At 69.3% G+C, this 25,238-nt stretch carries 18 protein-coding genes; 7 read left to right on the top strand and 11 right to left on the bottom strand.

What is annotated here, in order from left to right; genetic code table 11:
• Nucleotides 1-8: 8 nt before the first annotated feature.
• Both ccrA and JKV81_RS32845 read right to left on the bottom strand, forming a co-directional pair.
• Nucleotides 9-1,346 (bottom strand): crotonyl-CoA carboxylase/reductase, encoded by a 1,338-nt coding sequence (gene ccrA / locus JKV81_RS32850; RefSeq protein WP_164992733.1) that lies wholly within the window; start codon nucleotides 1,344-1,346, stop codon nucleotides 9-11.
• Nucleotides 1,347-1,712: 366 nt separating this feature from the next.
• The gene (locus JKV81_RS32845; protein WP_202079286.1) at nucleotides 1,713-2,504 is read right to left on the bottom strand and encodes a GNAT family N-acetyltransferase; all 792 of its coding nucleotides are present in this window, start codon (nucleotides 2,502-2,504) and stop codon (nucleotides 1,713-1,715) included.
• Nucleotides 2,505-2,632: 128 nt separating this feature from the next.
• On the opposite strand from JKV81_RS32845, the gene JKV81_RS32840 reads away from it, so the two are divergent.
• Complete coding sequence (locus JKV81_RS32840; protein WP_202079284.1) at nucleotides 2,633-3,388, top strand: restriction endonuclease; 756 nt, start codon at nucleotides 2,633-2,635, stop codon at nucleotides 3,386-3,388.
• Between the two features lie 28 nt (nucleotides 3,389-3,416).
• On the opposite strand, the gene JKV81_RS32835 is transcribed toward JKV81_RS32840, so the two are convergent.
• Nucleotides 3,417-4,232 carry a TetR family transcriptional regulator gene (locus tag JKV81_RS32835; protein ID WP_124275681.1) on the bottom strand — a complete coding sequence of 272 codons (816 nt, stop codon included), beginning with the start codon at nucleotides 4,230-4,232 and terminating at the stop codon, nucleotides 3,417-3,419.
• 100 nt (nucleotides 4,233-4,332) lie between these two features.
• Nucleotides 4,333-6,114, bottom strand: coding sequence for a 3-hydroxyacyl-CoA dehydrogenase family protein (locus JKV81_RS32830; RefSeq protein WP_202079282.1), 1,782 nt, complete (start codon nucleotides 6,112-6,114; stop codon nucleotides 4,333-4,335).
• A 350-nt stretch (nucleotides 6,115-6,464) separates the two neighbouring features.
• Here JKV81_RS32830 and JKV81_RS32825 point away from each other — a divergent pair, with 350 nt between their 5' ends.
• The gene (locus JKV81_RS32825) at nucleotides 6,465-7,037 is read left to right on the top strand and encodes an adenylosuccinate lyase (protein WP_236058377.1); all 573 of its coding nucleotides are present in this window, start codon (nucleotides 6,465-6,467) and stop codon (nucleotides 7,035-7,037) included.
• A gap of 39 nt (nucleotides 7,038-7,076) precedes the next feature.
• On the opposite strand, the gene JKV81_RS32820 is transcribed toward JKV81_RS32825, so the two are convergent.
• Nucleotides 7,077-9,356, bottom strand: a complete 2,280-nt coding sequence (locus tag JKV81_RS32820; RefSeq protein WP_202079280.1) for a UvrD-helicase domain-containing protein — start codon at nucleotides 9,354-9,356, stop codon at nucleotides 7,077-7,079.
• Nucleotides 9,353-16,213 (bottom strand): DEAD/DEAH box helicase, encoded by a 6,861-nt coding sequence (locus JKV81_RS32815; RefSeq protein WP_202079278.1) that lies wholly within the window; start codon nucleotides 16,211-16,213, stop codon nucleotides 9,353-9,355. The genes JKV81_RS32820 and JKV81_RS32815 overlap by 4 nt, the downstream gene beginning before the upstream one ends.
• Before the next feature lie 263 nt (nucleotides 16,214-16,476).
• Between JKV81_RS32815 and JKV81_RS32810 the strand changes: the two genes are divergently transcribed.
• The 3 genes from JKV81_RS32810 to JKV81_RS32800 are packed head-to-tail and all read left to right on the top strand — an operon-like array spanning nucleotide 16,477 to nucleotide 18,342.
• The gene (locus tag JKV81_RS32810; RefSeq protein ID WP_129266426.1) at nucleotides 16,477-16,857 is read left to right on the top strand and encodes a hypothetical protein; all 381 of its coding nucleotides are present in this window, start codon (nucleotides 16,477-16,479) and stop codon (nucleotides 16,855-16,857) included.
• Nucleotides 16,858-16,870: 13 nt separating this feature from the next.
• On the top strand, nucleotides 16,871-18,034 hold the full coding sequence (locus JKV81_RS32805) for a polymorphic toxin type 44 domain-containing protein (RefSeq protein ID WP_202079276.1): 1,164 nt from the start codon (nucleotides 16,871-16,873) through the stop codon (nucleotides 18,032-18,034).
• A 20-nt stretch (nucleotides 18,035-18,054) separates the two neighbouring features.
• Nucleotides 18,055-18,342, top strand: a complete 288-nt coding sequence (locus tag JKV81_RS32800; protein WP_241748566.1) for a hypothetical protein — start codon at nucleotides 18,055-18,057, stop codon at nucleotides 18,340-18,342.
• Nucleotides 18,343-18,578: 236 nt separating this feature from the next.
• Here JKV81_RS32800 and JKV81_RS32795 read toward each other — a convergent pair whose 3' ends face one another.
• From JKV81_RS32795 to JKV81_RS32780, 4 genes are all read right to left on the bottom strand, one after another.
• Nucleotides 18,579-20,558 carry a hypothetical protein gene (locus JKV81_RS32795; protein WP_202079274.1) on the bottom strand — a complete coding sequence of 660 codons (1,980 nt, stop codon included), beginning with the start codon at nucleotides 20,556-20,558 and terminating at the stop codon, nucleotides 18,579-18,581.
• A gap of 112 nt (nucleotides 20,559-20,670) precedes the next feature.
• On the bottom strand, nucleotides 20,671-20,991 hold the full coding sequence (locus tag JKV81_RS32790; RefSeq protein WP_202079272.1) for a hypothetical protein: 321 nt from the start codon (nucleotides 20,989-20,991) through the stop codon (nucleotides 20,671-20,673).
• Nucleotides 20,992-21,225: 234 nt separating this feature from the next.
• Nucleotides 21,226-22,545 carry a hypothetical protein gene (locus JKV81_RS32785; RefSeq protein WP_202079353.1) on the bottom strand — a complete coding sequence of 440 codons (1,320 nt, stop codon included), beginning with the start codon at nucleotides 22,543-22,545 and terminating at the stop codon, nucleotides 21,226-21,228.
• Nucleotides 22,546-22,827: 282 nt separating this feature from the next.
• Complete coding sequence (locus tag JKV81_RS32780) at nucleotides 22,828-23,277, bottom strand: ATP-binding protein (RefSeq protein ID WP_236058375.1); 450 nt, start codon at nucleotides 23,275-23,277, stop codon at nucleotides 22,828-22,830.
• A gap of 233 nt (nucleotides 23,278-23,510) precedes the next feature.
• Between JKV81_RS32780 and JKV81_RS32775 the strand changes: the two genes are divergently transcribed.
• Nucleotides 23,511-24,332: a helix-turn-helix domain-containing protein gene (locus JKV81_RS32775; RefSeq protein ID WP_202079270.1), complete on the top strand. Its 822-nt coding sequence runs from the start codon at nucleotides 23,511-23,513 to the stop codon at nucleotides 24,330-24,332.
• Nucleotides 24,329-24,577 carry a DUF397 domain-containing protein gene (locus JKV81_RS32770; protein WP_202079268.1) on the top strand — a complete coding sequence of 83 codons (249 nt, stop codon included), beginning with the start codon at nucleotides 24,329-24,331 and terminating at the stop codon, nucleotides 24,575-24,577. Before JKV81_RS32775 ends, JKV81_RS32770 begins: the two co-directional genes overlap by 4 nt.
• A 34-nt stretch (nucleotides 24,578-24,611) precedes the next feature.
• On the opposite strand, the gene JKV81_RS32765 is transcribed toward JKV81_RS32770, so the two are convergent.
• Nucleotides 24,612-25,214: a hypothetical protein gene (locus tag JKV81_RS32765; RefSeq protein WP_202079266.1), complete on the bottom strand. Its 603-nt coding sequence runs from the start codon at nucleotides 25,212-25,214 to the stop codon at nucleotides 24,612-24,614.
• Nucleotides 25,215-25,238: the final 24 nt, after the last annotated feature.

The following is a 25,238-nucleotide window of genomic DNA, read 5'->3' as shown; positions in this document are numbered from 1 at the left end:
GGTGGACCTCAGACGTTGCGGAAGCGGTTGATGGCGTCGATGTGCTGCTCGCGGAGCTCGGTGTCGCGCACGCCCAGGCCCTCGCGGGGTGCCAGCGCGAGGATGCCGACCTTGCCCTGGTGCAGGTTGCGGTGCACGTCGTGCGCGGCCTGGCCGGTGTCCTCCAGGGAGTAGACCTTGGAGAGCGTCGGGTGGATCTTGCCCTTGGCGATCAGGCGGTTGGCCTCCCACGCCTCGCGGTAGTTGGCGAAGTGGGAGCCGATGATCCGCTTGAGCGACATCCACAGGTAGCGGTTGTCGTACTCGTGCATGTAGCCCGAGGTGGAGGCGCAGGTGGTGATCGTGCCGCCCTTGCGGGTGACGTAGACCGAGGCGCCGAAGGTCTCGCGGCCGGGGTGCTCGAAGACGATGTCGATGTCCTCGCCGCCGGTGAACTCGCGGATCCGCTTGCCGAAGCGCTTCCACTCCTTGGGGTCCTGGGTGCGCTCGTCCTTCCAGAACTTGTAGCCCTCGGCGTTACGGTCGATGACCGCGTTCGCGCCCATGGACCGGCAGATCTCGGCCTTCTCCGGGCTGGAGACGACACAGATCGGGTTGGCGCCGCCGGCCAGCGCGAACTGGGTGGCGTAGGAGCCGAGTCCGCCGCTCGCGCCCCAGATCAGCACGTTGTCGCCCTGCTTCATGCCGGCGCCGTTGCGCGAGACGAGCTGGCGGTACGCGGTGGAGTTGACCAGGCCCGGGGCCGCCGCCTCCTCCCAGCTGAGGTGCTTGGGCTTCGGCATCAGCTGGTTGGACTTGACGAGTGCGATCTCCGCCAGGCCGCCGAAGTTGGTCTCGAAGCCCCAGATGCGCTGCTCGGGGTCGAGCATCGTGTCGTTGTGGCCGTCGGAGGACTCCAGCTCGACCGAGAGGCAGTGCGCGACGACCTCGTCGCCCGGGTTCCAGGCGTTCACGCCGGGACCGGTGCGCAGCACGACGCCCGCCAGGTCGGATCCGATGACGTGGTACGGCAGGTCGTGGCGCTTGGTGAGCTCGCTGAGCCGGCCGTAGCGCTCCAGGAAGCCGAAGGTCGACACCGGCTCGAAGATGGAGGTCCAGACGGAGTTGTAGTTCACCGAGCTGGCCATGACGGCCACGAGCGCCTCGCCGGGCCCGAGTTCGGGAACGGGCACCTCGTCCAGGTGCAGTGACTTGCGGGGGTCCTTGTCGCGCGTGTCGAGACCGGCGAACATCTCGGCCTCGTCCTTGTGCACGGTCACCGCGCGGTACGACTCGGGGATGGACAGGGCAGCGAAGTCCGCGGCCGTGCTGTCCTGCGATTGGATCGCGTCCAGGATTTCCTTCACGGTGATGCCTCCGGCAGATCGGGTCTCCGGCGTCGAGGGAAACGCTCGGAGGACCCCTGTGGTCAGGGGAGCGGTGCGGTGTGGAGGTGTGCCGTCGGTTCGGCGGGTGGTGCTCTTGGCCTGCTCGGTGGAGCAGAAGGGGTTGCCTGTGACGCAGGCGCCCGGGCGCGCGGACACGTGGTCTGCGGGGACAGCCGGCGTACGAGTGATCTCTGCACGCCGGCCGCCCGGACGCCTTCAACGTATGGCACTGCGTGACAGCTGGCAAGGCACCCAGTGCCAACAATTTCTCTCAGTTGTCATCTCGTAGGCACGCATGAGCAACATCATGGGTGGTATGACCCGTTGCTCCCTCTTTTGTGCGTGCTACGGCGCGGTGCGGTACACGTACGGCGTCGTCGTGCCCAGGGCCGTGAAGCCGAGCCGCCGCAGGATCGGGGCCGACTGATCCGTCGCGTCGACCTGGAGGAAGCGGTAGCCCCGCTCGGCGGCGATACGGGCCCGGTGGGCGATCAGGGCGCGGTAGACACCCCTGCCGCGCCATCCGGCCGCCGTGCCGCCGCCCCAGAGGCCCGCGAAGCCGGTGCCGGGGTGGAGCTCCATCCGGGCCCCGCTGACCGGCTCGCCGTCCGCCAGAGCGACCACCGCGACGAACGTCTCCGGGGCGTCCGCGAGGCGCGCCAGGGCCTGGTGGCGCAGTCGTGAGCCGTCGGCGCCGAAGGCCAGCTCATGGGCCCTGACCATCAGCTCCACCCCCGCCGCGTCGGTCACGTTCCGCAGCCGTACGCCCTCGGGGAGCTCCGCCCCGGCCGTCAGGCCGGCGGCCGGGGCGACGAACAGTGTCTCCGGCGGTTCCGCCGCGAAGCCCGCAGCCAGGAGCCTTCCGCCCAGGTCGGCGGGCCGGTCGTGGGAGTACACCTTCCACTCGAACTCGGCGTGCCCGAGGCCGGTGTAGTGCTCCACCTGCGCCGCGATCGCCGCCTCCGCCCGTACGGCGTCGAGGTCCGGGGCCGTCCAGACGACACCGTTCCAGTCGTCCGCCGAGCCGACCTGGCGGACGACGTCGGGCTCGCGCTCGACCCGTACCCCGGGGCCGTCGGGGCGGGCGTGTTCACGCATCTCGTGATCGAAGAGGGCCAGCATCTCGTCAGGTTCCATCCGCGCATACGAGCACCTTCCGCCCGGCCTGACCACCGGGTTTTTCCGGCCCGTGCGTCAACCGGCGGGCGCGGGGCAGATGGAAGTGATCTTGATGTGGCGGCAGTGGACAAGGGGTGGGGCACGCGATGGGGATACAGACGCGCAGAGGTGTCAGGAAGGGCCGCAGGCCCGGATTCGACCTGCGGCGGACGGCGTTCGGCTTCGCGTTCCTCGCGCTCCTGATCGGAGGCGGCGGACTCGCGCTGCGTACGGCGCTGAAGAGCGCGGAACAGCACCCGGTGGCCGCCGTGGCCTCGGTCGTCCTGCTGGTGGCCGGGGTCTGGGCACTCCTGCGCATGCGCCGCAGCCGCAGGGCGGCGGCCAGGGCGGCCGCTGCGGCCGTCGAGACCGCGTACGAGGTGGTGGACGCCGCCCTGGAGGAGCTCCCGGAGGCCGAAACCGCCCCGCTCCCCGCTCCTCTATCGCCGCCCGTCGACTACGCGGCGATGGACCCGTACGCCTTCGAGGAGGCCGTGGCCGCCCTCTGCCGGCGGGACGGCTGCCTCGACGCCGAAGTCGTCGGAGGCGCCGGTGACCTGGGCGCGGACGTGCTGGCCACCACCCCGGACGGCCGCCGGCTGGTTGTGCAGTGCAAGCGGTACACGTGCGACAACAAGGTCGGCTCGCAGGATCTCCAGCGCTTCGGCGGCACCTGCTACGCGGTGCACGAGGCCGAGGTGGCCCTCGTCGTCAGCACCGGCGAATTCACCGAACCGGCTCTCGAGTACGCCGAGCAGTGCGGCATCGTGTGTGTCGGCCCGGACGAGCTCACCGCGTGGAGCGAGGGCGCCGCGGCCCCGCCCTGGTACGCGGGAGCCCCCGTGCAGCCCGCCGAGGGCTGAGAGCCCCGCCGGGGCTCAGGGGCCGGGCTCAGTGCTCCTTCAGCGCCTGCTGGATCGTCCGCATGATCTCGTCGAGCGGCGCGTCGGTGCGGGCCACGGTGACCAGCACCTCGCCCTCCCTGGAGACCGAGGCCGCGGGGGCCTTCCCGGCCTCGCCCCCGGCGGTCCGTCCCGCACCGATCCCGGTGCCGAAGGTCTCCCGCACGATCGCGAACGCGTGGTCGAGCTGCGACTCCACGTCGCCCTGCCCGTCCGCGCGCAGCCAGCGCCGCAGCACATGGTTGTGCGCGGTCACCACGGCGGACGCCGCGACCTCGGCGAGCAGCGGGTCGTCATTGCCCACCTGGTGGTCGCGCTCGTCGAAGTGGCCCAGCAGATAGCGCGTGAAAAGCCGCTCGTAGCGGGCCACCGAGGCGATCTCGGCCTCGCGCAGGGTGGGCACCTCACGGGTCAGCTGGTAGCGCGCCACGGAGACCGCCGGCTTCGCCGCGTACATCTTCATGACCTCCTTGATGCCACGGCACACGGTGTCGAGCGGGTGCTCGTGCGCCGGTGCGGCATTGAGGACGGCCTCGGCCCTGACGAGGGTGTCGTCGTGGTCCGGGAAGATGGCCTCTTCCTTGGAGCGGAAGTGGCGGAAGAAGGTGCGCCGGGCGACCCCGGCAGCCCCCGCGATCTCGTCGACCGTCGTCGCCTCGTACCCCTTCGTGGCGAACAGTTCCATGGCCGCGGCGGCCAGTTCGCGGCGCATCTTGAGCCGTTGGGCGGCGGCGCGGGTGCCGGCGGCACTCTCCGGGGCGTCCGTCGAGGCGGAGGAACGAGGGGACTTGGCGGGTTGGGACATGAGGTGAACGTAACCCATCGGCGCGGACGGGTGCGCCTGTGGGGGCGGGTCGCCGGAGGGTCCCAGCAGCCCGCCCCACCTGCCCCACCCGGCTCCCGGCTCAGCGGCGGGCATATTCGCGGAAGCCACGACCCGTCTTGCGGCCGAGGCAGCCCGCGGCCACCAGATGCTCCAGCAGCGGCGCCGGGGCCAGGCCCGGGTCGCGGAACTCGCTGTGCAGAACCTTCTCGATGGCGAGCGAGACGTCCAGGCCGACGACGTCCAGGAGCTCGAAGGGCCCCATGGGGTAGCCGCCGCCCAGCTTCATCGCCGCGTCGATGTCGTCGAGCGTCGCGTAGTGCTCCTCGACCATCTTGATCGCGTTGTTGAGGTAGGGGAACAGCAGCGCGTTCACGATGAACCCGGCCCGGTCACCGCAGTCGACCGGGTGCTTGCGCACCTTCACGCAGACCTCGCGGACCGTGGCGTGGACGTCGTCGGCCGTCAGCACCGTGCGGACCACCTCGACGAGCTTCATCGCGGGCGCCGGGTTGAAGAAGTGCATCCCGATGACGTCCTCGGGGCGCGAGGTCACCCGGGCGACCGCCACGACCGGCAGCGACGAGGTCGTGGTGGCGAGCACCGCGCCCGGCTTGCAGACCTTGTCCAGCGTCTGGAAGAGCTGCCGCTTGACCTCCAGGTCCTCGGCGACCGCCTCCACGGCGAGATCCACGTCGGCGAAGGAGTCCAGCGAGCCCGCCGGGGTGATACGGGCGAGGGTCTCGTCCCGCGCCTCCTCGGTGAGCCGCCTCTTGGCGACCGAACGGCCCAAGGACTTGGCGATCCGCGCCTTGGCCGTGTCCGCCTTCTCCTGGCTGCGCGCGGCGAGCACCACGGCGTACCCGGCCTTCGCGAAGACCTCCGCGATGCCCGAGGCCATGGTCCCCGACCCGGCCACGCCCACCGACGAGACCGTGCGCCCGGTCACCGCGCCCGCGCTCTCCGCCGGTGTCAGGGCGTCCGGGACCACCGTCTGGCCGCCGGGGGCGTCGTACGTGTAGAAGCCGCGGCCCGCCTTGCGGCCGGTCAGACCGGCCTCGCTGAGCTGGCCGAGCACCGGCGCCGGTGCGTGCAGCCGGTCGTGGGACGCCGTGTACATGGCCTCCAGGACCGTGCGGGCCGTGTCGATGCCGATCAGGTCGAGCAGCGCCAGGGGGCCCATCGGCAGGCCGCAGCCCAGCTTCATGGCGGCGTCGATGTCCTCGCGGGAGGCGTAGTTCGCCTCGTACATCGCCGCGGCCTGGTTGAGATAGCCGAAGAGCAGGCCGTCCGCGACGAAGCCGGGACGGTCGCCGACCGCGACCGGCTCCTTGCCCAGCTCACGGGCGAGCCGGGTGACACTCTCCACGGCGGGCGGGGCGGTCAGCACGGAGGAGACCACCTCGACGAGCTTCATGGCGGGCGCCGGGTTGAAGAAGTGCAGGCCCAGGACGCGCTCGGGCCGCTGCGACTCGGCGGCCAGCCGGGTCACGGACAGGGCGTTCGTGCCCGTCGCGAGGATCGCGGTGGGGGAGACCACCGCGTCCAGCTCGCGGAAGACCTGCTGCTTGATCTCGTACGTCTCCGGCACGACCTCGATCACCAGCTCGGCGTCCGCGGCGGCCTGGAGGTCGGAGAACGTACGGAACCGGGCGAGGATGTCACGCCGCTCCTGCTCCGTGATGCGCTCACGGGCCACGGAGCGGGCGGTGGAGGCCTCCAGGGAGGCGACGGCCTGCCGGGCGGCGGCCTCACTGATGTCGATACCGACGACCTCACGGCCCGCACGGGCCAGGACCTCGGCGATGCCGGTGCCCATGGTGCCGAGGCCGACGACGGCAATGGTGGTGAGCGGGGTGTCCATCACGGGACTCCAGGGTGAGTGACGACTGTGAGGAGCACGGCGGCGCGGGGGGCCGGAATCGGCCGGCGCTCGGCGTGCGGAGCAAACGCGTGTCGTGGTGCACGGTCCCGGCCGCTCGGGGCACACCGGGGGGAAAGGTGACGGGGCTCTGTCCCGGAGCCACGTCTCACGAACTGCCGAACCGACAAGCACTCCGGGTGGCTGCGTCACCAGGCCACCGGAGCCGGCGGGGAGTGTGTCCCGCTCACCTGAGCTTAACCGGCGAGTAACGAGCGCGCCAGCCCTGGAAGCTTGTGCGCTGGCACACAGTTCGCCGAACACTATACGTGTGCATCGATAAACTCACCGTCATGGATGAGGAGTTCCGCTCGCTGACCGACCGGCTCGCGCACGAGGCCGCTGACCCGGACGTCTTCCAACGGCTGCTCGCCACCGAGGACGACGAGGAGCTGGCCGTCGTCCTCGTCGAACGCGAACGCCCGCTCTGGGCCCGGGAGATCGCGGCGTTCCGGCTCGGCTGCCGCGGAGACCGCCGCGCCTTCGAGGCGCTGGTGCTGCTCCTGAACCACCGTGACCCCGAGCGCTGCGTCTCCGCCGCGCACGCCCTGCTGCTCCTCGGCGACCCCCGGACCCCCCGGGCCGCCGCAGCGCTGGCCACCAACACCCTGCGCACGGCCTACGCCCTGCACCCGGTCCGCCTGCTGACCGCACTGCGGGCCCCCGAATCGGTACCGGCCCTGGTCAGCACCCTGCACCGGCTGCTGACCCCCGAGGAGCCGCACTGGCGCGTCGCCCTCGCCTGCGTCGAGGGCCTGGGGACCCTGGGCGACACCACCGCCCGCCCGGTCCTGGAGGCCGCCCTGCCGCACCCCCGGCTCGGCGGCGCGGCGGCGGAGGCGCTCAGCCGGCTGGGGGCGGGGTGACGCGGCGTCCGAGGAGAGCGCAGCCGACCGGCAACCGGATCACCGTCCGGCCGTCACCAGCGGCGCGAGGAAGGGGCTCGGTGTGCCGTGCCAGAAGATGTCCAGGCTGTCGCGGGCCCGCGTGGTGGCGACGAACAGCAGCGAGCGTGCCTGCTGGACCTCGCGCCGGTGGCGCACCGGATCGGTGGTACGCCTCCGGTTCACGTCGTCCCTTGGGATCAGCCCGTCACTGACGCCGGCCACGATCATGCGCTGGTACTCGAGACCCTTGAAGCGGAACATCGTGCCGATATGCACGCCGTCGTCGCCGCGTGGACCGTCGGGACCGATCTCCAGGGCTCGGATTCCATGCTCCGCCAGAGTGGTCGCGGTTTCGCTCGCCATCTGGTTCGTGGGCACGCAGATCGCGATCTGCTCGTGTGGGATGTCGTCCCAGCCGTCGATCAGCATGGCGATGGCCTCCCGCTCGGCCTCCCAGTCGGTGCAGCCGTGCAGGTCCGGCTCCCCGCCACTGAGGACCGACCTGTATCCGGCCAGGGTCTCCTCGTTGCCGTCGAGGTCGTCGTACTTCTCCTGGCTGAGCACGTCGAGCGCCGAGCGCAGGATCTGCCGGGTCGTGCGGTAGCTCAGGCTCAGCTTCGAGGCACGTCCACGGATGTTGATGCCCAGACTGCCGAGCGTCACCTGGTTCTTGTAGATGCGCTGATGGGTGTCGCCGACCAGGAAGAGGTCGTTGCGGCTGTGTGCGGTCATCGCACGCAGCATCTTCCAGTGCGCGGGCCGCAGGTCCTGAGCCTCGTCGACCACGATGTGCCGGTAGCGGTAGCGGAGCCATCCGCCGGAGCCTGCCTGCAGGTGAATGTTGTCGAGTCCGCCGGCCTCCTCCCGCTGCTGGTCGATCGCCAGAATGCGCTGCTCGCGTTGCATCTCCAGCCGTGCCGCGCGCTCGGACACCTGGTCCCAGGTCTGCCGGCCCAGGCGGTCGAGGCGCTGTGTGAAGCGCTCGGCGAGTTGCCAGACGTCAGCACGCTCGGCCCGGGTGAGCGTGCGGCCACGCCCGGCCCTGCGGGCACGGAAGTATTCCGTACGGGAGGCGACGGCCTGCCCGAGGATGACCTGTGACCACTCGTCCTGCAGGAACTCCGCGTCCCAGCCGGACTCGTCCAGTTCTTCGAGCAGCGAACGCCATTCGCGTACGGCCTGGTTGTCGTCGATGGTCTGCTTGCGGCTGCCGGGCTCGGCCTCGCGCACGATCCGCAGGGCCAGCTGGTCGACATGGCTGATCTCGACGCGGCCGAGGAGCGCTTCCCCGCCGAGCGCCAGAAGACGGGACCGGAGGTCGGCAGCCAGATTCTTGTTGAACGTCGTGAGCAGAATGGGCTTGTCCCGGCCCGGCGGGAGTTGTTCGACCAGGTGCTTCACCCGGTGCAGAGCCACGATGGTCTTGCCGGTGCCGGGGCCGCCTCCGACGCGTGCGGGACCGTTGTAGTCGCGGTTCACGAGCTTGGCCTGGGTGGGGTGGAGGAAGACCTTCCAACGACCGAAGTCCTCGCCCTCCAGAGCCTCGCGGAGCGCCTCGTCGGTTGTCGTGACGATGGTCGCGGGGCGCTCGACGGCGGCCTGGAAGTCATCGGTGTCGACCGCCTCGGGCGTGGCGACAGGCGCGGTGACCTGTTCGAGGACTTCGTCGAACGATTTCTTGTCGTAGAGCGCGAGCAGGACCTCACCGGTCAGCTGCGGCGCGTAGTCGACGAGCCCCAGCAGCTGGTCCTCGGTGGTGAGCGCCTGAATGACCGGGATCAGAGGCCCGGCTACACCGAGGTCCGAGAGCTGCTGCTCGGTCCAGGCAACGAACAACGGCACGTGCGCCGGGGAGGCCGCTTGCCCGGGTGAGGGTTCCGCACGGGGGGCCGGCTCGGGGGTGGTGGCTGCTGCCTGGGGAGTGCTCGCGGCCTGCGCCGCCAGCAGGCTCTCCTCCACGACCTGAAGGTCGACGTATTCGATACCACCGGTGATGCGGTTGACCGAGTACGCGAGCCGGTCGAGGTGCTCGTAGACGTCCCTACGGTGCTTGACCGAGACGATCAGCCAGTCCTCATCGGCCAGGCGCAGCAGCAACGCCCTGTACTCGTCGTTGACGCGCGCCGACCACAGCTTCTCGTGACCCTTGAGCTGCTTGAGCTGCAGGCCGGTGGAGCCCGGGTTGTTCTTGAACTTGTGCTGGAAGTCGTAGATCGCGCCCTTGACCGAGCGGGGAAGCTTGAGGATCTCCCTGTCCGCCTTGTCGAGCAGGCGCAGGGTCACACTCTGATTGGTCACGACTGGTCTTCCCCGTCCTTCATGAAGCGGTCGTTCTGCTGGTCACGACATGTGTCACCGTCTGATGGTTGTACGCCGAGCCGCTGTGCGATCTCGTCGGCCGTCCAGGCAGTCGCCGGACGCACCTCCCAGCCGGCGTCGGTGAAGGCCCGGTCCCGGTCCTCGCTCTCGGGGTCGCGATCGTCTCCGGCGGCGGGATGCGGAGAGAGGACGACACCGATGCGCGCATCCACCCAGGCCAACTCGGCCATCCAGCCACGGTCGTCCAGCTCGTGTCCGTCGGCCGGCACGGGGATGCCGGATACCGCAGCGAGGCGTAGGACGAGGTCCTGGAGCCCCGCCTCGTCCGGGTCGAGATGCTCGATGACCTGATGCCAGCCCGGGTCCCGGCCGGGTGCAGCAGGGGCGGCAGGCATGGCAGGAACGATGACGGTCTCGGCCGGCGCGGTCGGCGGAGCCGGAACGACCATCGCCTCCAAGGAGAGCATCGTCGAGAGGAGCCCTGCCCCGCCCGTGACCGCCAGTGCCTCGGGCGCGAAGTCGCCCAACTGCCCGGCCGTCAGCTGAAGGCTGTCGCCTCCTCCGTGCTCCAGGAACTGCAGCAGATTGCTCCAGTACAGCCAGCCACGCCAACGCCGTTTGTGTGACTCCTCGTCGGCGAAGACGCCGTCCGCGTCATCGATGACGGTCAGGGCCGTCCACGAGGGTGGGCGGTTGCGACTGTCCACTGCGAACACCAGCCTGCACTGCGAGGCGTCCACGGCCGCGTACACCTGGACCCGCCCACCGGGCCCGGTCACCGGATCCGCACCCTTCAACGTCCGGACGATCTCGTCTCCGACCGAGTCCACCGGCCCGCCCCGTGCCCCGGCTCCCAGCAGCCCAGCGACCGCCGCCTCCGCCCGCCACGACCACCGATCGGCCGAAGGGTCGCGCAGGTACGCGAGGAGCATGTCCGAAGGATTCACCCATACGGTCTCGGAGAGCTCGCCGGGCAGCCCCTTGCGCACACTCGCGTAGTAGCCACGGGCCTTCGCCTGCCCCGAGTCACCGTACGGACGCCAGACCGGGGAAGCGGGACCGGCTCCCGCATATCCGGTGTCCAGGACCCGGCGCTGCCACTCCTTCACGTCCGCGTACGTCAGCTGGAAGACCCGTATGCCGTCCGCTCGCAGCCGGGTCCGCTTCGCGGCGTCGTCCGCCATCCGGTTGTACTTCCGGCCGGCATGGAACGCGTAACCGTCGAGGTAGAGCGCGACCCGGGGGCCCGGCGCGTCGAGCCGCTCGAACAGGACGTCCGGGCGGGTGCCGTCCAGCACCCGCTGCTGGGAGACCCGCCAGCTGAACGTCTTGCCATCGGCCCCTGTCAGCCGAAGGTCGAGGGCGTGCGTACCCGCTGGAGTGGTGTACGCGTCACCACTCGCACGGCTGCAGGGCAGCGACGCCCACGTGCGCAGCGTGTCTATGAAGACGACCTCCAGGTCGCTCTCGGCCTGCTGCTCCATCGGAATGTGCTGTGTCGTCACGACGGGCGAAGTGCTCCAACCCTCGCCGTCGGCTCCCAGCAACTCGTCGAGCATCTGCCGTACTTCCTGGCGGCTCACCTTGTCGTAGTCGCCCGGCGGAACGCGCCGCAGCAGGCAGCGGTGGCAGCCGTCGAGGCCCTTCTCGCGGCAGCCGCAGTTCTCGATCACCTCGCGCGCCTTGAGCAGCACCTCCCGGAACCCGTCCGCGGACGCAAGACGGTGCAGGTAGCCCGTGCCCCCGGGCAAGCGGTCGTGGATGACGAGGAAGCGCCTCGGGTACTCGGCGCCCAGCCCGTCCCCGCTGTCCGGCATCGAGGCCGCAGCGATGTCGATGTGGTCGGGATCGCCCCCGTAACGGGCTGCGATGCCCGCGAACAGTGCTGCAGTGAACGACGCGAGCCGCTCCTTCGCGCGCGCCACGGAGACCGGCAGCAGAATGCGTACGGCCTCCGTGATCAGCTCATGGGCGAGCAGCAGCGGTACATCCTCGCCCGTGCCCTGCTCCTCGGCGGCACCACGCTGTCGACGGCGCGGGCACCAGAGCTGGTGATGGGCACTGGCCCGGGTGGACCGGCTCAGAGACTCGCTCAGCGCGTGCTGAGCCTGGTCGACGACCGGCTGGCCCTCGGACGTGGCACCACCACAACTCGTGCACACGTAGAACGGGTTGAGCCGCACGTCCTCCCCTGCCATCGACACCGTCGAGCTGCCGTCCTGACGGTCCAGGCCCAGATTCAGCGTCCGGACCACCGCACGCCGCGTGAAGTCCGCGCCGAACACAGCGGTGTCATGGCGCCAGGATCCGGGGGCGAGGTGGGCCGGGTCGATGTCGACGGTCTTCAGCACCGAGTACCGCCTGCGCTCCCGCTCGTCCCGGTCGTCGCGTACCCGGGCGTCGTCACGCTTGTCGCGTGCCATGACCCGCTTCGGCTCCAGTACGTAGCTCACGCACCCCGCGTCCGCGATCTCGCGCGAAGCGCAGCGTGGACAGGCGGACGTGTCCGTCTGGGCGTCCTTGGTCCGTGTGTAGCCACAGGCGGGGCACAACCGCCATACCACCCAGGCGCGCCGCTCCGGGCTGCCGATGTCCAGGGCACGCACCACGTGCTTGTAGCCGTTGACGTAGAAGCTGTTGCCCGGGGCGAGCTCGGTCAGGGCGAGCTTGCGCGAGCGCTCGTAGTCACGGACCTCACTGCGATAGGTGCTGATCGGAGCGGCATCGGCACCCCCCTCCACGGGATCGGCGGTCTCCTTCCAGTAGAGCGTGCCTTCCAGGGTCGTCACCGTGTCGGCCAGGCTGTAGTTGGGCAGTAGCCCCAGCTCCACCAGCACACCGTGCGCGCTCGTCCGGCTGAGGTTGCGCAGCAGATCGCCGGTCGACCGGCGCTCTGCGAGCAACTCCCTCCGCTCAGGACCCTGCTCGCGGTCGTCGGCGAGGAGCCCGTCCACGGCCACGTCGATCGCCGCGATACGCCGCCGCAGTTCCTCGCGCCTGCCGGTCCAGTCCGCCTCGGCTTCCTGCAGCGCACGGACGATGCCGCCGGTCGCGTAGGCACGCAGCTCCCCGGCCGCGTGTTCCGACACCCCGCTGTCCTCGTTCTCGCCCGTCGGGAAGAGGTCCAGGAACTCCTCCACCCGGCGCGGCCCCTCGGTGAGGGCCGCGTCCTGAAGGTCCTGACACCACCCCGTCGCCCCGAACAGGGCCGAGGCGAGCCGGGGCACCGGCTGCAGCTGCTCGCCGTCCGCCGTCACCAGGGCGCCACGGGCCGCGAGGTCCAGGAGGTGCGCCGTGTACTGGCGGCGCAGGATCTCGACGGCCGACAGATAGCACCCGGGAGGCACGATGTCTCCCGCGATCATCTCGCGCGGATCGTCGAGGTAGTACAGGTCACGGGCCCGACGTCCGCCGAAGGCAACCACCAGGGCGTTGCCGGTCCTGCGCCCGGCCCGTCCGGCTCGCTGTACGTAGTTCGCCGGGCCGCCCGGCAGCGAGCCGAGCAGCACGGCGGAGAGGTCGCCGATGTCGATGCCGAGCTCCAGCGTCGGCGTGCAGGACAGCACATTCGGATCGGTGTAATGCGTACCCTCGCGGAACGTCCGCTCGACCCGCTCACGTTCGGGGCGGGTCAGCATGCCGGTGTGTTCGGCGGTCACGACCCGGTAGGTGCCGCCGGTGAGATACAGGCGCCGGTAGTAGTCACCCTGGTAGTCGCGTTCCAGCTTTCCGCCGAAACCGCCGGAGCCGGAGCCTGTGGACGACATGCCGTACTGCGGGGGAGTCAGAAAGCCCTTGCACCGGTAGCGCGGGCACGGGTGCCCGTACCAGCGGGTGCGCCGCTCGGGCGGTACGACCTGCTGCCAGCCGCACGCGTCGCAGCCGACGAACGCCTTGTTGACCACGGAGTCGTCGAGCAGCCGCACTTCGATGTGCCCCGGCTGCAGCCCGTACACCCGGGTGACACGGTCGGCCGCCACCTTCACCGACAGCAGCCCCTCCTCCGCCAGGAGCGGGAGCAGCCGACGCAGGTACTCGCTCGCCCCGGCCGCGTCCAGCGACAGACAGCGCCGTGTCCAGTCCTGGTACCAGGCGCCCCGGCCGGTAACGGTGTCGAACTTGCTGCGTTCCTTCGTGCTGTCCAGCAGGAAACGCGGCGGGGCCACATACCCCTCGGGGAACGCGGGCATGCCCTCCGCACGCTGCCCGGAGATCAGATACTGATTGACGCCGGCTTCCCTGATCCACGTGTCGAGCCAGCGGTGCCGAATCCCGCCGCGCGTCCGGATCCGCTCCAACAGGCCTCGGACAAAGGCGAGATACCTGTCCGTCGTAGGCAACCCCTGACTCATCACCAGCTGGCCGGGCAGAGTCAGATGCAGATCGCGGGCCAGCGCCGCCACCCGGGCGGGGTCGGGCATCGTGACCTCGGCGGCCGCTGTCCGCGTCAGCTCCATCGTCCGGCCCATCCGGGACCGCAGTCCGAACTCCATCACGGTCGCGAACGCCAGACGCTCCCCGATCAGCTTCCACGTCCGCGCGTCGCCGGTGCCCCGGCCGGACAGCAGGCGGTCCACACCGGCCTCGTCGTGCAGGTCCGGCGGCACGACAGCGGCCAGGGCCCCGGGATCGTCGACCGAGTCCAGCACATTGCCGATCAGGTCGTTCAGTGCGAGCGGCGCCCCGGACTCGTCCAGATTGTGCGCGAGCAGCGAGCGCAGAGAGAACTTGTACGAGGCATTGGCCACGTACCCCGCACGGTGTGCGGCGTCCTGCGTCGAGTCGTTGAAGAGCAGCGTCTTGCGCTCCTCCGGCAGCAGGGCGATGTCACCACCTGTGAACAACTGCGTCACCGTCGCAGAGGCGAGCGCTGCCAGCGCCGTACCCAGGAAGCGGATGCCGTTGTCCATCGCACAGGCCGGACAGCGGTCGTCCTTCGCCGCACCGTCCGCCGTCTTCTTGTCCAGGACGGCGAGGGTGAACCAGGCGTCCTGCAACTCCTCCGCATCGCCCGGGACCGGCATCCGGTACGTGCCTCCGGCGCCGTCGAGCACGACGACGGACAGAGGATCCGTGCCACCCGACGCGGGGGCCGACCCCGCCAGGGCGTCGAGCGCCTCCGTCGCCTCGGCCGCTGTGGCCGCGATGAAGTACCGGATACGCCGTTTGTCCCGGCCGACACCGGCCCGCCAGATCTTGTCCGCGGCGGTGACGAGCTGCTGCGGGTCGGACTCCGGAGAGATGGCCGCCCACCCCGACCGCCCGCAGTGCCGGCAGTAGACGGCGGGGAGCTGGGTCTGTGCCGGGCGGCGCACTGTGTCAGAGCCGGGCAGCGGAGTGGCCCGGCGGGAGTCGCCGGCGGGCCACTCCGCGCTGTCCCGGCCTTCCGCCTCCTCCTGCGGCGCGGCGCCCAGCGCCGCCTTTCTGGCAGCCGTCCGCTCGTCCTCGTACCACCGGAACTCGGGCGCGGCACCGACCCCGCGCAGCACCCGGCTCACCGGCCGCACCCACAGGTGCGCCTCGATGTGCAGCAACGGGCGGGGCCGCCGTTCGTCCGACGCGGGGTCCCGCGCCGCGGACAGCAGCGCCACGAACCGGGACAACGCCTCCAGGGCCAGGCGGGGATTCTCCCGGGCCGTACGCGCCCAGGAGTAACCGAAGCGAGCCATACGGTCGCGCAGGCCCCACTCGTCCAGCGGCTCCCCGTTCAACAGGGCGAGCACCGCATGCGTGAAATCGTGCTGCTTGAGCATGCGCCCGAGCTTGAAGGGATCGAGTGCGCGCCTGTTCAGCAGCAGATACGCCAACTCGTCGAGATCGAGACGGTCCGGCCGGGACTCGATCCCCGGGCCGCCGGACGCCTCGATCACCTCCTTCGGCGTCGGCGGATCCGGCAGTTCGTAATTCACGTCACCGACGAACTGGTCGGCTGTCAGACGCTCCTCACCAATGATCGAATCCGTCCCGAAGGGCACGCCGAAGACCTGCTCGGCCACCTCGAGAATCCCGCCGAGCCCACCGGTGCCCTCACCGAGCGTCGCCGACGTCGCCACCGGACAGATGTCGCCCAGCGGACGACCCGCCCGCGAGGCCCCGACCGTCGCCCCGAGCCGGCGCAGCAGCATCGCCACGTCCGTGCCCTGCGCCCCGTCGTACGTATGGAACTCGTCCAGGACCACGTACGTCAGGTCCGCGCCCTCCCATAGCGCCCTGTCCTCGGCCCGCTGCAGCAGCAGATCCAGCATCTTGTAGTTGGTGACCAGCACATCCGGCGGCGTCCTGCGCATCTCCTCGCGCCGTGTCATCACCCGCCGGAAATCGGTGTCCGGCCTGTCCCCGATGTACAGCCCGGCCGTTACTTGGGCCAGCTCCGGCTGCGCCAGATACTCACCGATACGCCCCGCCTGGTCGGTCGCCAGGGCGTTCATCGGATACAGCAGGACCGCCTTCACACCCTGGCGCCCCGACGCTTTCTGCCGCCGGCAGTGATCCAGCACGGGCACCAGGAACGACTCGGTCTTGCCCGACCCCGTCCCCGTCGTCACGAGGGTGGGCTCGGCCGCCCCGCGCAGTGTGCTCAGCCGCCCCCAGGCCTTGGCCTGATGCCGGTACGGCGGAAACCCCGGGTCCCACTCGAGCGCCGACTGCCACCCGTCGTCCGCTGTGTGGAACGGCGTACGGATACGCAGGTAGGGCCCGCGGAAGATCCCGGACTCCGGGTCGCCGAGAAACCGCTCCAGCGCCAGCCTGGTGTCCTCGTCGGCCAGCGCGTACGTCGTCGTGAGGTACTGGGTCAGACTGCCGCGCAACTGTGCGGCGGCCAGGGTGGGTTTCACGACGGCGCCTTTCGTGTACATGCCCGGCGAGGGACGGGCGGTCGGCGACAGCCGACGATCACTGACAACCGTATCCCCGGCTGCCGACAGTTGGCTGCGCAGCGCTGGAATCCGTCGAAGCCGCCACCTGTCCACCCGCCACGGCTCGGCCGATCATGATCGACAGGGACCCAAATGCCGGGCCGGAGAGTTCAGCCAAGTGGACCGCGGGGCATCGGTCGTTCTGCATATGATCCGAGCGGGGTTCAGGGAGGGGGCTGATCGTGGCGTGGGATGAGAGCGGCGAGGGCGGTACGCCGGCCGGCCCGTTGGCTCCGAGTGGTGGGGGTCTGTTCGGCTCGTCACCCGCGGAGAAGAATGCGGCGGCGAACGACATCGAGACCGAGTTGGAGCCGGACACCAAGAAAGTCTCAGATGGCGCGAAGGAGAGCACCAACACCGCGGCCAGGACACTTGACGGCTGGGAGACTGCCTCCGGCCTGAAGAAGGTCGTGGGGACCTGGGACCAGCAGGTCAGAGTGCTGATGGGGCGACTCTCCGCGGAAAAGGCTTCTCTACGCAACACCTCGGGCCTGTTCTTCCAGAACGATCTCGGCACGGGCAGCGAACTCCGGGGTGTCAGATCCAGTCTTGACGAGCTGTAGGGGGGATCAGTCCGTGCTGACGTATCAGGAAGTCATGACGGCCGATCTCACTGTTCTGACGACGGCAGCCGAGAAATGGGAAACCATGGCAGCCGACCTTGCGAAGGTCGAGAAGCGTTATGGAGAGACTGTCCAGAAGATCACGCTGGGACAGAACTGGCATGGGCTCAGCGTGGAAGCGGCGCACACGAAGTTCGCGACGACCCGACGCGAGTACAAGTCGGCGCAAACCGAGGCAAAGTCGGTCGCCAAGATCCTCAGAGACGCGCACTCCGGTTTCGTGGACCTGAAAAAGAAGGTCGTATCGGCCCGGGACGACGCGGTGGCCGCCGGCATGGCGGTCTCGGCAGCAGGACGCGCCGCCTTCGACTTCACACGCCTTCAGGATCCGACGCAGGAACATGCCCTGCGTCACGACCCGGACCTGAAGGGAGTGGAGGAGTCCTGGACCTCACACATCGTTGCAGCGGTACGCGCCGTGGACGAATTCGACAAGGCCGTCAAACAAGCGCTCGAAGCCGTGGTTGTGGACGGGAACCTGCTTGATGGCACGGTCGGGGGCTTCAACGCCAACGCCACGCCCGTCATTCCCGCGACAGGGCAGGAGCGCAGCGAGCAGAAGTTCACCGACGTGGAGAAGTGGATCTTCGAGGAGATGAAGCGAAACGCGAAGTCGGACACCGTCGGCAACATAAAAACCCTGCTTGATGAGCCGGAATGGTATGAGTTCGGGCGGAATTACGGATCCGACATCAATGCGGCGATGGTGATGTGGGGTGCGAAGGTGGCCCCGGGCCAGGACTGGGACCACAAACCCCAGCTCCAGCAGCGGTACGACCTCCAGACGATCGACGACTACTACTTCAAGCAGCCTGGAACGAACCGCGAAGTCTTCTACGACATCTACTCCAACATTCACTACGGGTACGTCGGCCGGGCCGCCGGCTTCGACACGGACACCCTGATCCAGGGCGCCTCCCTCGGAGAAACGGTGCTCACGGGAGACGACGACCAAGGCGATCAGATCACGATGCGGGTGGGGATCGACCTCTACGAGAAGTACGGTGACGACCTGACTGAGGAACAGCTCCGGCAAGGAATCAACGACGCGATGGATCAGATGGAGCAAGCGCAGCGCAACGGCGAAAACGTTCCGCAGGTCAGGACCCGGAAGTGACGTGCGGGCAGTGGGGCTGTGTGGCCGCCCCCGTAGGCGGCCTGGCCACGGGCGTGATCGGGGCTGTGCTTCTCTCGGCTGCCTGGCGGGCATGCGACGTCGGAGTGAACGGCGCGGCCAACGGCCTTGCGTTGATCTTCTACGGGGCTCTGCTCGCGATCGTTGCGGCGGCATGGTGGGGTGCGCTCATCGGCTGCGTAGGCCGTTGGAACCTCGCGGTTGCCCTCCTTGGTGGCACGGCCGGGGCTGCGGTCATGGTCTGGATCTTCGTGGCCCTTCTCCACGTTCCGAACGGCTATCGCTGCTGATGCGGTGCGAGGCCCACCTCATGCAGGGCAGGCAGCGCACGCCAGCACCGGCGGGCTTGATCGGGAGGGTGCGCAGCGGGTCAGACATGGTGCGCGTAACAGCCGTTCATGCTCTTCGCGTTGCACACTGAGATGCCCCCGACGCATTCCTTACTCACCCTCATGGGTAGAGCCCGTCCGCGAAGGTCACGTTCTGTCGTGGCGTCAGTCGCGTCCTGAACCCGATCTCTGGCGTGTCAGTCGCACGCGGCGAGCAGCTCGCGGAGGGCGCTCCTCATGGATTCGTCCTGGACGAAGCCCCGCCACCCGCCGCTGCTGCGCAGCCGCTGATCAAGGGTCGGCACACCACGCAGGAGCTCGGCGGCGGGCCGGGCGGCGCGGCCGATTCGGGCCAGGTAGCGCACTGCGGGGAGCATGACCGGTAGCCATGTGCCCTCGGCCAACCCTCGTATGGCAGTCATCAGAGCCGGTACGGAGCTTTCGGTGTCACCGGTCACCGCCCACAGCGCGTGTGCTGCTTCGACACGGGTCCAGGGTTCGGGATCGGAGGTCATGGTCCGGAGCCGGTCCTCGTGGTGGGCGGCGTGTGTGCCCAGGGCGGCGAGCATCTGCAGGGAAGGGCGTGGGAAGCCGCTCTCAGCGACGGGCCGTCCGAGTGCGTCCAGGGCAGGGCCGGGCTCGCCACCGACCTTCCAGTAGGCCCAGGCCGCGAGTTCCGCGTGTGCCCCGCCGGCGGCCGACCGGGCCAAGAGAGGTTCAAGCGCCTCGTTGCCGGCACTGCCGATCCCGGCCAGCGCTTTCGCTGCCGATGTCCAGATCTGGTCCTTGTCGTTCTCCAGCAGGCCGAGCAGGTGCGGAACCGCTCCCTCTGCAGCGGGGCCCCAGTCAGCGAGCACCTGGCAGTACGAGCTGAGTACGTGGTCGTCCGTAGCCGGAACGAGCCGGTCGCAGATCATAGGAAGGAGCAGTCCGGCATGGTCGGGAAGGTGGCCGACGACCTCATGGAGCGCGGGGAGGACTGCGTGATGCCAGTCGGCGGACGGGTAGTGAGCAGAATTCGAAGCGAAACCGGATCGCGTGTGAGCCGCCGCATCGATCAGGCCCGGCAAGCAGCGGGCGTCGTTCATCCGGGCGAGCGCCCACAGGGCCGCCTCGGCGACGGTCTCCCGTTTACGGGTGGTTCGGGCTTCGGTGTCGCCGATCAGCGCGGCAACCTCATCTGCGTGAGCCGAGGCCGCCGGACCCAGGCAGGCCAGCAACTCGGCTGCCCGGAAACGGACCTCGGCTGCGGGGTCGTCCAGCCGTGCTACGAGGCGTGGAAGGACCGCGGTGGCAGGTGAGCGCCACTGGGCCAGCAGCCCGCCCGCACGCGCCAGGGCGCCGATCCGCTGCTCGACATCGGGGTGGTCATCCAGCAGGCCGAGTACGAACGAGGGAGACGGACCGGTGAGCAGCGCAGCCGTCCAGTGGTGGACACCCTGCACACCGGTCTCCACCGCGCTGGTGTGCTGCCACAATTCGACGCTCGGATCCCGTACCGCTTCGAGCAACAGGCCCAGTTGTTGCACCGGAAGGGCCGGGTCGGCCGGGGCGATGGCGTGCACCGCTGCCAGGCGTATCTGCGCCTCCGGGGCATCGAGCAGCCCGCGGAGCAAGGTACGGACCCCGGGGCCATGCTCGCCGGTCGGCTCCTGGAGCACCGCATGGCCGAGTGCGAGGACCAGGTCAAGGTGCGTCGCCGGATCGTCCTCCGCCCGCCAGCGCCGTAGCAACGCAGGCAGAGTGAGCTCACCGGGACTCCGGCCGGAGCCGATCACATCGGCTGCGGCTCGCCGTATCTCCGGATCGGGGGCGTCGAGCAGGACGAGAACCTCAGGCAAGGCGCGCTCCCATGCCGATGGCCAGCCGGGATCCACCCACTTCTCGGCGACCCGCGCGGCCTCGAACGCCAGCCTTGACACAAGCTCAAGCAGCGCGCGACGGCTCGGCACGTCCGGCGTCGCGGCCAGGCGCAGCAGAAACGGCAGCGCGGCCGGGGCTGCGGAGCATATCCAGCCACCCTGGTGGAGGAGGTGATTGAGGAGGTCGTCCGCAGCGCGCTCCGCATCTTCCGGATTCGGCCCCGCGCACCGGCGCAACAGCCCGGGCACGTCCTCTGCGGACCCATAGTTGTGCCTCAGTGCTGCCCAGTCGATCAGATCCACTTCCGCCCACATGCGGGCGACCCTACGTCGGACGTCAGCCGTCGTCGCAGCGGCGTGGTGACATGCCTGAACACATGCTCAGACGAAGACCGCCTGCGCGTACGTCAGCCACCAGCCCGAGCCGTCAAGGGCGACGGGCCGTTCGGACCTCGAGCCCAGCCGCAGGATCACCGGCTGGGGCATCGTCAGGCTGCTGCGGACACTCGACCTCAGCCTCGACACCAGCGGCACGCAGCCGGTGGGCGAAGAGAGCCATCTCGGGCATCGTCCCTGCGAACATGCCGGCCCGGATCTGCTGGAGCGTCCTCTTCGTCCGTGCCAGATCTTCGCCGAGTTCGGCGCGAAGAACCTTCATCACAGCGACCGAACTGGCGAGAGGATCACTGAGCATGAGTCGTGCCTCGCCGTGCTCGGCCAGAAGCCGCCGGCGCAGGTCGTCCGGCACGGAGCTTTCTCCTGGCCCGCACTCGTACAAAGCGTCACCGCAGCCGGAGCAGTGGTGGCTGATGTCCCATTCAAGGCTCTGCCCGACCAACGCCTGAACACCGACGCACTCCAGCTCCGAGCCGCAACCCGAACACTGTGCCGGGTACCTGACAGACGCGATCAGCACGGCCTGTCCCCTCCACCGGCACGACCTTGACACCCCCGACCCCGGAGCCCTGATGCCGAAGGCACGCTAGGCACCCACGGGCAGCGCGGGGAACACGACCACCGAGCCGTCCTTGTCGCGGGCGATCTCGATCGCCACGTCTGTCGCGCGGCTGTTGACCGTGATGCCATCGCCGAGCTGGTGAATCCGGTGTGTCGCGCGCATCAGTCGATCGACTTCACCAGGCGTGAAGACGGGCCGCAGACCATTCGGGCGGGCCAGCTCCAGCGCCGACAGACTCACCAGGACACCGGCGATGCCGGACTCAAGCTCGTCGAGGCGCTGCTGGTCGCGCCTGAGTGCGCGGGTGAAGCTCTCGAACAGGTTGGCGGGGTCGTTCTGGGCATGCTCGACGGCTTGCAGGACGATGACCCGCCGCTTCAGCGCGAGGGCGAGAGCGGCGAGTTCGAGGTGGGCGCGGAAGGTGCCTCCCTGGTCATCGATGCCGGGGAACGACTTGGTCAGCGCGGCTATCTCGACGGCCTCACCGTCGGGCAGCTTGTCGAGTGTGCTCCGCCACCGGGCAAGGCGGCGATCAGCCCTGCCCAGCGCCGTGTTGATGGCATGCACCGCCGAGTCCAGTCCCAGCGAGACGCCGAGCTTGCCCTGGTCGAGCAGGATGGCGGTTGCTTTGTCGATGGCATCGCGGCAGCCGTCGAGTTCGCTGTGCTCGTCATCGAGCTTCTCTTCGTGCAGTTGCTCCAGCAGCTCTGTGATGTGCTCGATGGCCTGCTTGCGCTGCCGGTCGGCATGCGCGCTCACCCCCACCGCCACGGCCATGAGCACGAGCGGCGCGGCCACGGTGAGCGCCGCGCTGCCGGCGGCCGCGACACCGGCCGTCGCGCCGGCCCCACCGGCCGCGCCCGCCGCTGCCGCCTTGCCGACCGGCACGAACGTCACGCCGGAGGCGATGCGGCCCATGGGGTCCACGAGCGGGCCGCGGATGCCACCGGCCACCGCCTTCGACATCATCGGGCGAAGTGTGCCCTGACCGAGCTGGGCGGCGACCTTCGCCGGAACCACCATGGTGTACAGGTTCTCGCCGGCGGCGGTGGCCGTGGCCGCAGCGGAGGAGTTCCGCGCTGTCTGCGTGACGAGTTGCGACAGGTGCTGTGCCAGGGGACTCACGGCATCGAGCGGGATGCCTCGGCTGCGGTCGAGGTCGGCGGGCAGCGGATGCACCTCAAGCGTGGCGATCGGCTCGTCGGCCAGGGCGGCCAGCACACTCCGCAGTTCGCCCAGGCGCTCAGCCGTCATCGGCCCGTCTCCAGCCACTGCGGGCACCCGGACGTCACCCGTCGCGAGTGTCCACACCGGAACGGCTGGTGCCTTGCGGTAGTCAATCATCGTCTCCCCCTTGTACGTCCACAGCCGCAGACGGCTGACGCCCGACAGGAACGGCAAGAACCCTCATGTGATCAACCGGCACGGACACGCTGATGATCACTGGCCTCTTGCCTGCCCCGAGGCCCACCGACCCAACTCCCCCTGAACGCAGTTAACCTACGTGATCCGCGCACGTGCGAACGCCCTGCGTACAAAGCGGGCGGACTCGGAACCTGGTACGGAGATATGGGCAGGGCGAGCCAGCGGTCGCACGAACGCCCGATCGAGCTCCAGGTGGCTCCTTCACAGCTCGGCCCAGATGGTCTTGCCGGGTGCGCCGAAGCGTGGCGTGACACCCCATCGGGCGGCCAGATGCTCGACGAGGAGGAGTCCGCGGCCGGTCTCGGAGTCCGGGGGTGGGGTGGTGGGCCGACGGGTGTCGGCGGGTTGGCGTTCGGTGCGGGTGTCGGTCACCTCGATGCGGATTACCTCCGCTGTCAGGGTGAGGCGTACGCGGAAGTCGCGTCCGGGGACGTGGCCGTGCTGCACGGCGTTGGCGCAGAGCTCACCGGTGATGAGCGAGAGCGCCTCGTGGGCGGGGGAACGGTAGGGGATGCCCCACACGTCCAGCCGTTCACCTACGAGGAGCCGCGCGAGGCGGGCACCGCGCGGGGTGGACGTGAAGCGCATGACGAATGCGTGGCCGGTGTGCGGTGGCGCGGTCTTGTGCGAGGCGGTGGGGGAGGAAGTCATGGGAGTGAGGTTGGCGCGAGCGACACCCCGTTCACCAGCAGCAACGCTTGTACGGGGGCCGGTTGTACGGGCCGCTGGGGCTTGCGTACACGGCTGACAGGTCGGTCGCCGGGTGGGTGGGTGATGCAGAGCGCTCGTTCGGGGGAGCGGGACGGATTCGGGTACGGGTTGTGGTTGCTGTGCGTAGTTTTGGGGTCGACAGAATGTGCGCGGTGTACGTGGCGGGGTGAGCGATGGCGGAGACGGAACGGGACGACGGAGCCGTGGGATTCCTGCGGTGCTTCGGGGCGCAGCTGAGGCTGCTGCGAGAGCGGAAGGGCCTCACACGGGCCGAGTTGGGGTCGCTGCTGGGGTACGGCGAGGCCCAGATCGCCTCGGTGGAGCTGGGGCGGCGCATCCCGAAGCCGGAGATGATCGACCGGGCGGACGAGGTGCTGGGGGCGGGCGGGCTGCTGGTTGCGATGAAGGCGGAGGTGGCTCGGGCGCGGTATCCGTCGTTCTTTCGCGATGCGGCGCGGCTGGAGGCAGGGGCTGTGGAGCTGCACGTGTACGCGAACCAGGTAGTACCAGGGCTGTTGCAGACTGAGGAGTACGCGCGGGCGATCTTCCGGATGCAGCGTCCGTTGCTCGACGATGAGGTGATTGAGCAGCGCGTCGGTGCGCGTTTGGCACGCCACGAGATCTTCTCCCGGCGTCCAGTTCCACTACTCAGCTTCATCATCGAGGAGCCTGTACTCCGCAGGCCGTCTGGCGGCCAGTCAGTGCTGCGAGGTCAGTTGGAGCAGATCCTGCTTGTTGGTAGGAAGCGCAACGTGGAGGTTCAAGTGATGCCAGTGGATCGTGAGGATCACGGTGCAATGGGCGGGCCGTTCAACTTGATCGACACAGCTGAAGAGCGGAGGATTGCCTATACCGAGGTGCAGGACGACAGTCGCTTGTACACGGGGAACCCGAAGGTTCGAGAGCTTGAAGCGCGTTACGCGATCCTTCGGTCTCAGGCGCTCACTCCCCGTGAGTCGCTGTCCTTCGTCGAGAAGTTGCTGGGAGAGACATGAGCCTCAACTCTGAACTGGTCTGGTTCAAGAGCAGTTACAGCAGCGGTGGGGGTGGCGAATGCATCGAGGTCGCCATGGCCTGGCACAAGTCGAGCTACAGCAGCGAGGAGGGCGGCGAGTGCGTTGAGGTAGCAGACTGCCCGAACGCTGTGCATGTCCGCGACTCGAAGAACGTCGCGCGCCCCGGCCTTGCCCTCGCTCCGAAGGCCTGGACCGCGTTCATCAAGTTCGCCCGCGAGGTGTGAGACGGCCGGGCGGCGCCTCGGCCCGCCCGGCCCCTCAGCCCCACGCGGTCAGTTCGGCCACGAAGTCGTCGTACGAGCGGTTCTTGCCCTGAGGCCTGGCGAGCAACCCCCGCTCATAAGCGGCCTTTGCGATCAACGCCCCGTCGCTCTCGCGGAAGGTGGGCGCGCCGAGCTTGGTCTTCAAGGCCTCCTTCGGGTCCTTGAGCATCCCCGTGTCGTTTCCACATAGCTGGGCCGGCACCTTCCAGCGCGGGCGGACGTGCGGAAACGCTCCAGGGAAGAGGAGTAACCACGCCTCCGACTCCCAGGCCGCCAAGGCGAGTGCCGCATCGCAAGGGCTCTGGCGCGAGAGCTCCTCGGACAGTGTCTTGCGTACGGTGCGGTAGCGGTTGTCCGTGTAGCCGTCCAAGTCTTCGTGGACGGCCAGACCGACCAGCGGGCCGCGCTGCTGGAGCGCCTTGCCCTTGGCTTTCCCGACCAGTGTGCTCACTGCGGTGGCGAGTTCGCGCCCGGTCTTCTTCTTCAGGCGCACCTGGTCGTTGATGCGCACGAGCTTCGCCGTGCCCAGGTTCGGGTGGTGCTGGCGGATGATCGACGCCAGGATGTCGCAGTCGTTGGCATCCTCGCCCGCGAGCACGATGACGCCTCGGCCCTGGCGGGG

This window comes from Streptomyces silvae, assembly GCF_016745505.1.
Taxonomy (GTDB): Bacteria; Actinomycetota; Actinomycetes; order Streptomycetales; family Streptomycetaceae; genus Streptomyces; species Streptomyces silvae.
The sequence above is the reverse complement of the archived record's forward strand: the minus strand, read 5'-3'. Positions and strand labels throughout refer to the sequence as shown.

Coding starts and splice junctions, on each gene's coding strand:
- JKV81_RS32845 (WP_202079286.1), bottom strand. CDS start 2,504: ATGGAACCTGACGAGATGCTGGCCCTCTTCGATCACGAGATGCGTGAA.
- JKV81_RS32840 (WP_202079284.1), top strand. CDS start 2,633: ATGGGGATACAGACGCGCAGAGGTGTCAGGAAGGGCCGCAGGCCCGGA.
- JKV81_RS32835 (WP_124275681.1), bottom strand. CDS start 4,232: ATGTCCCAACCCGCCAAGTCCCCTCGTTCCTCCGCCTCGACGGACGCC.
- JKV81_RS32830 (WP_202079282.1), bottom strand. CDS start 6,114: ATGGACACCCCGCTCACCACCATTGCCGTCGTCGGCCTCGGCACCATG.
- JKV81_RS32825 (WP_236058377.1), top strand. CDS start 6,465: ATGGATGAGGAGTTCCGCTCGCTGACCGACCGGCTCGCGCACGAGGCC.
- JKV81_RS32795 (WP_202079274.1), bottom strand. CDS start 20,558: ATGTGGGCGGAAGTGGATCTGATCGACTGGGCAGCACTGAGGCACAAC.
- JKV81_RS32785 (WP_202079353.1), bottom strand. CDS start 22,545: ATGATTGACTACCGCAAGGCACCAGCCGTTCCGGTGTGGACACTCGCG.
- JKV81_RS32780 (WP_236058375.1), bottom strand. CDS start 23,277: ATGACTTCCTCCCCCACCGCCTCGCACAAGACCGCGCCACCGCACACC.
- JKV81_RS32775 (WP_202079270.1), top strand. CDS start 23,511: ATGGCGGAGACGGAACGGGACGACGGAGCCGTGGGATTCCTGCGGTGC.
- JKV81_RS32770 (WP_202079268.1), top strand. CDS start 24,329: ATGAGCCTCAACTCTGAACTGGTCTGGTTCAAGAGCAGTTACAGCAGC.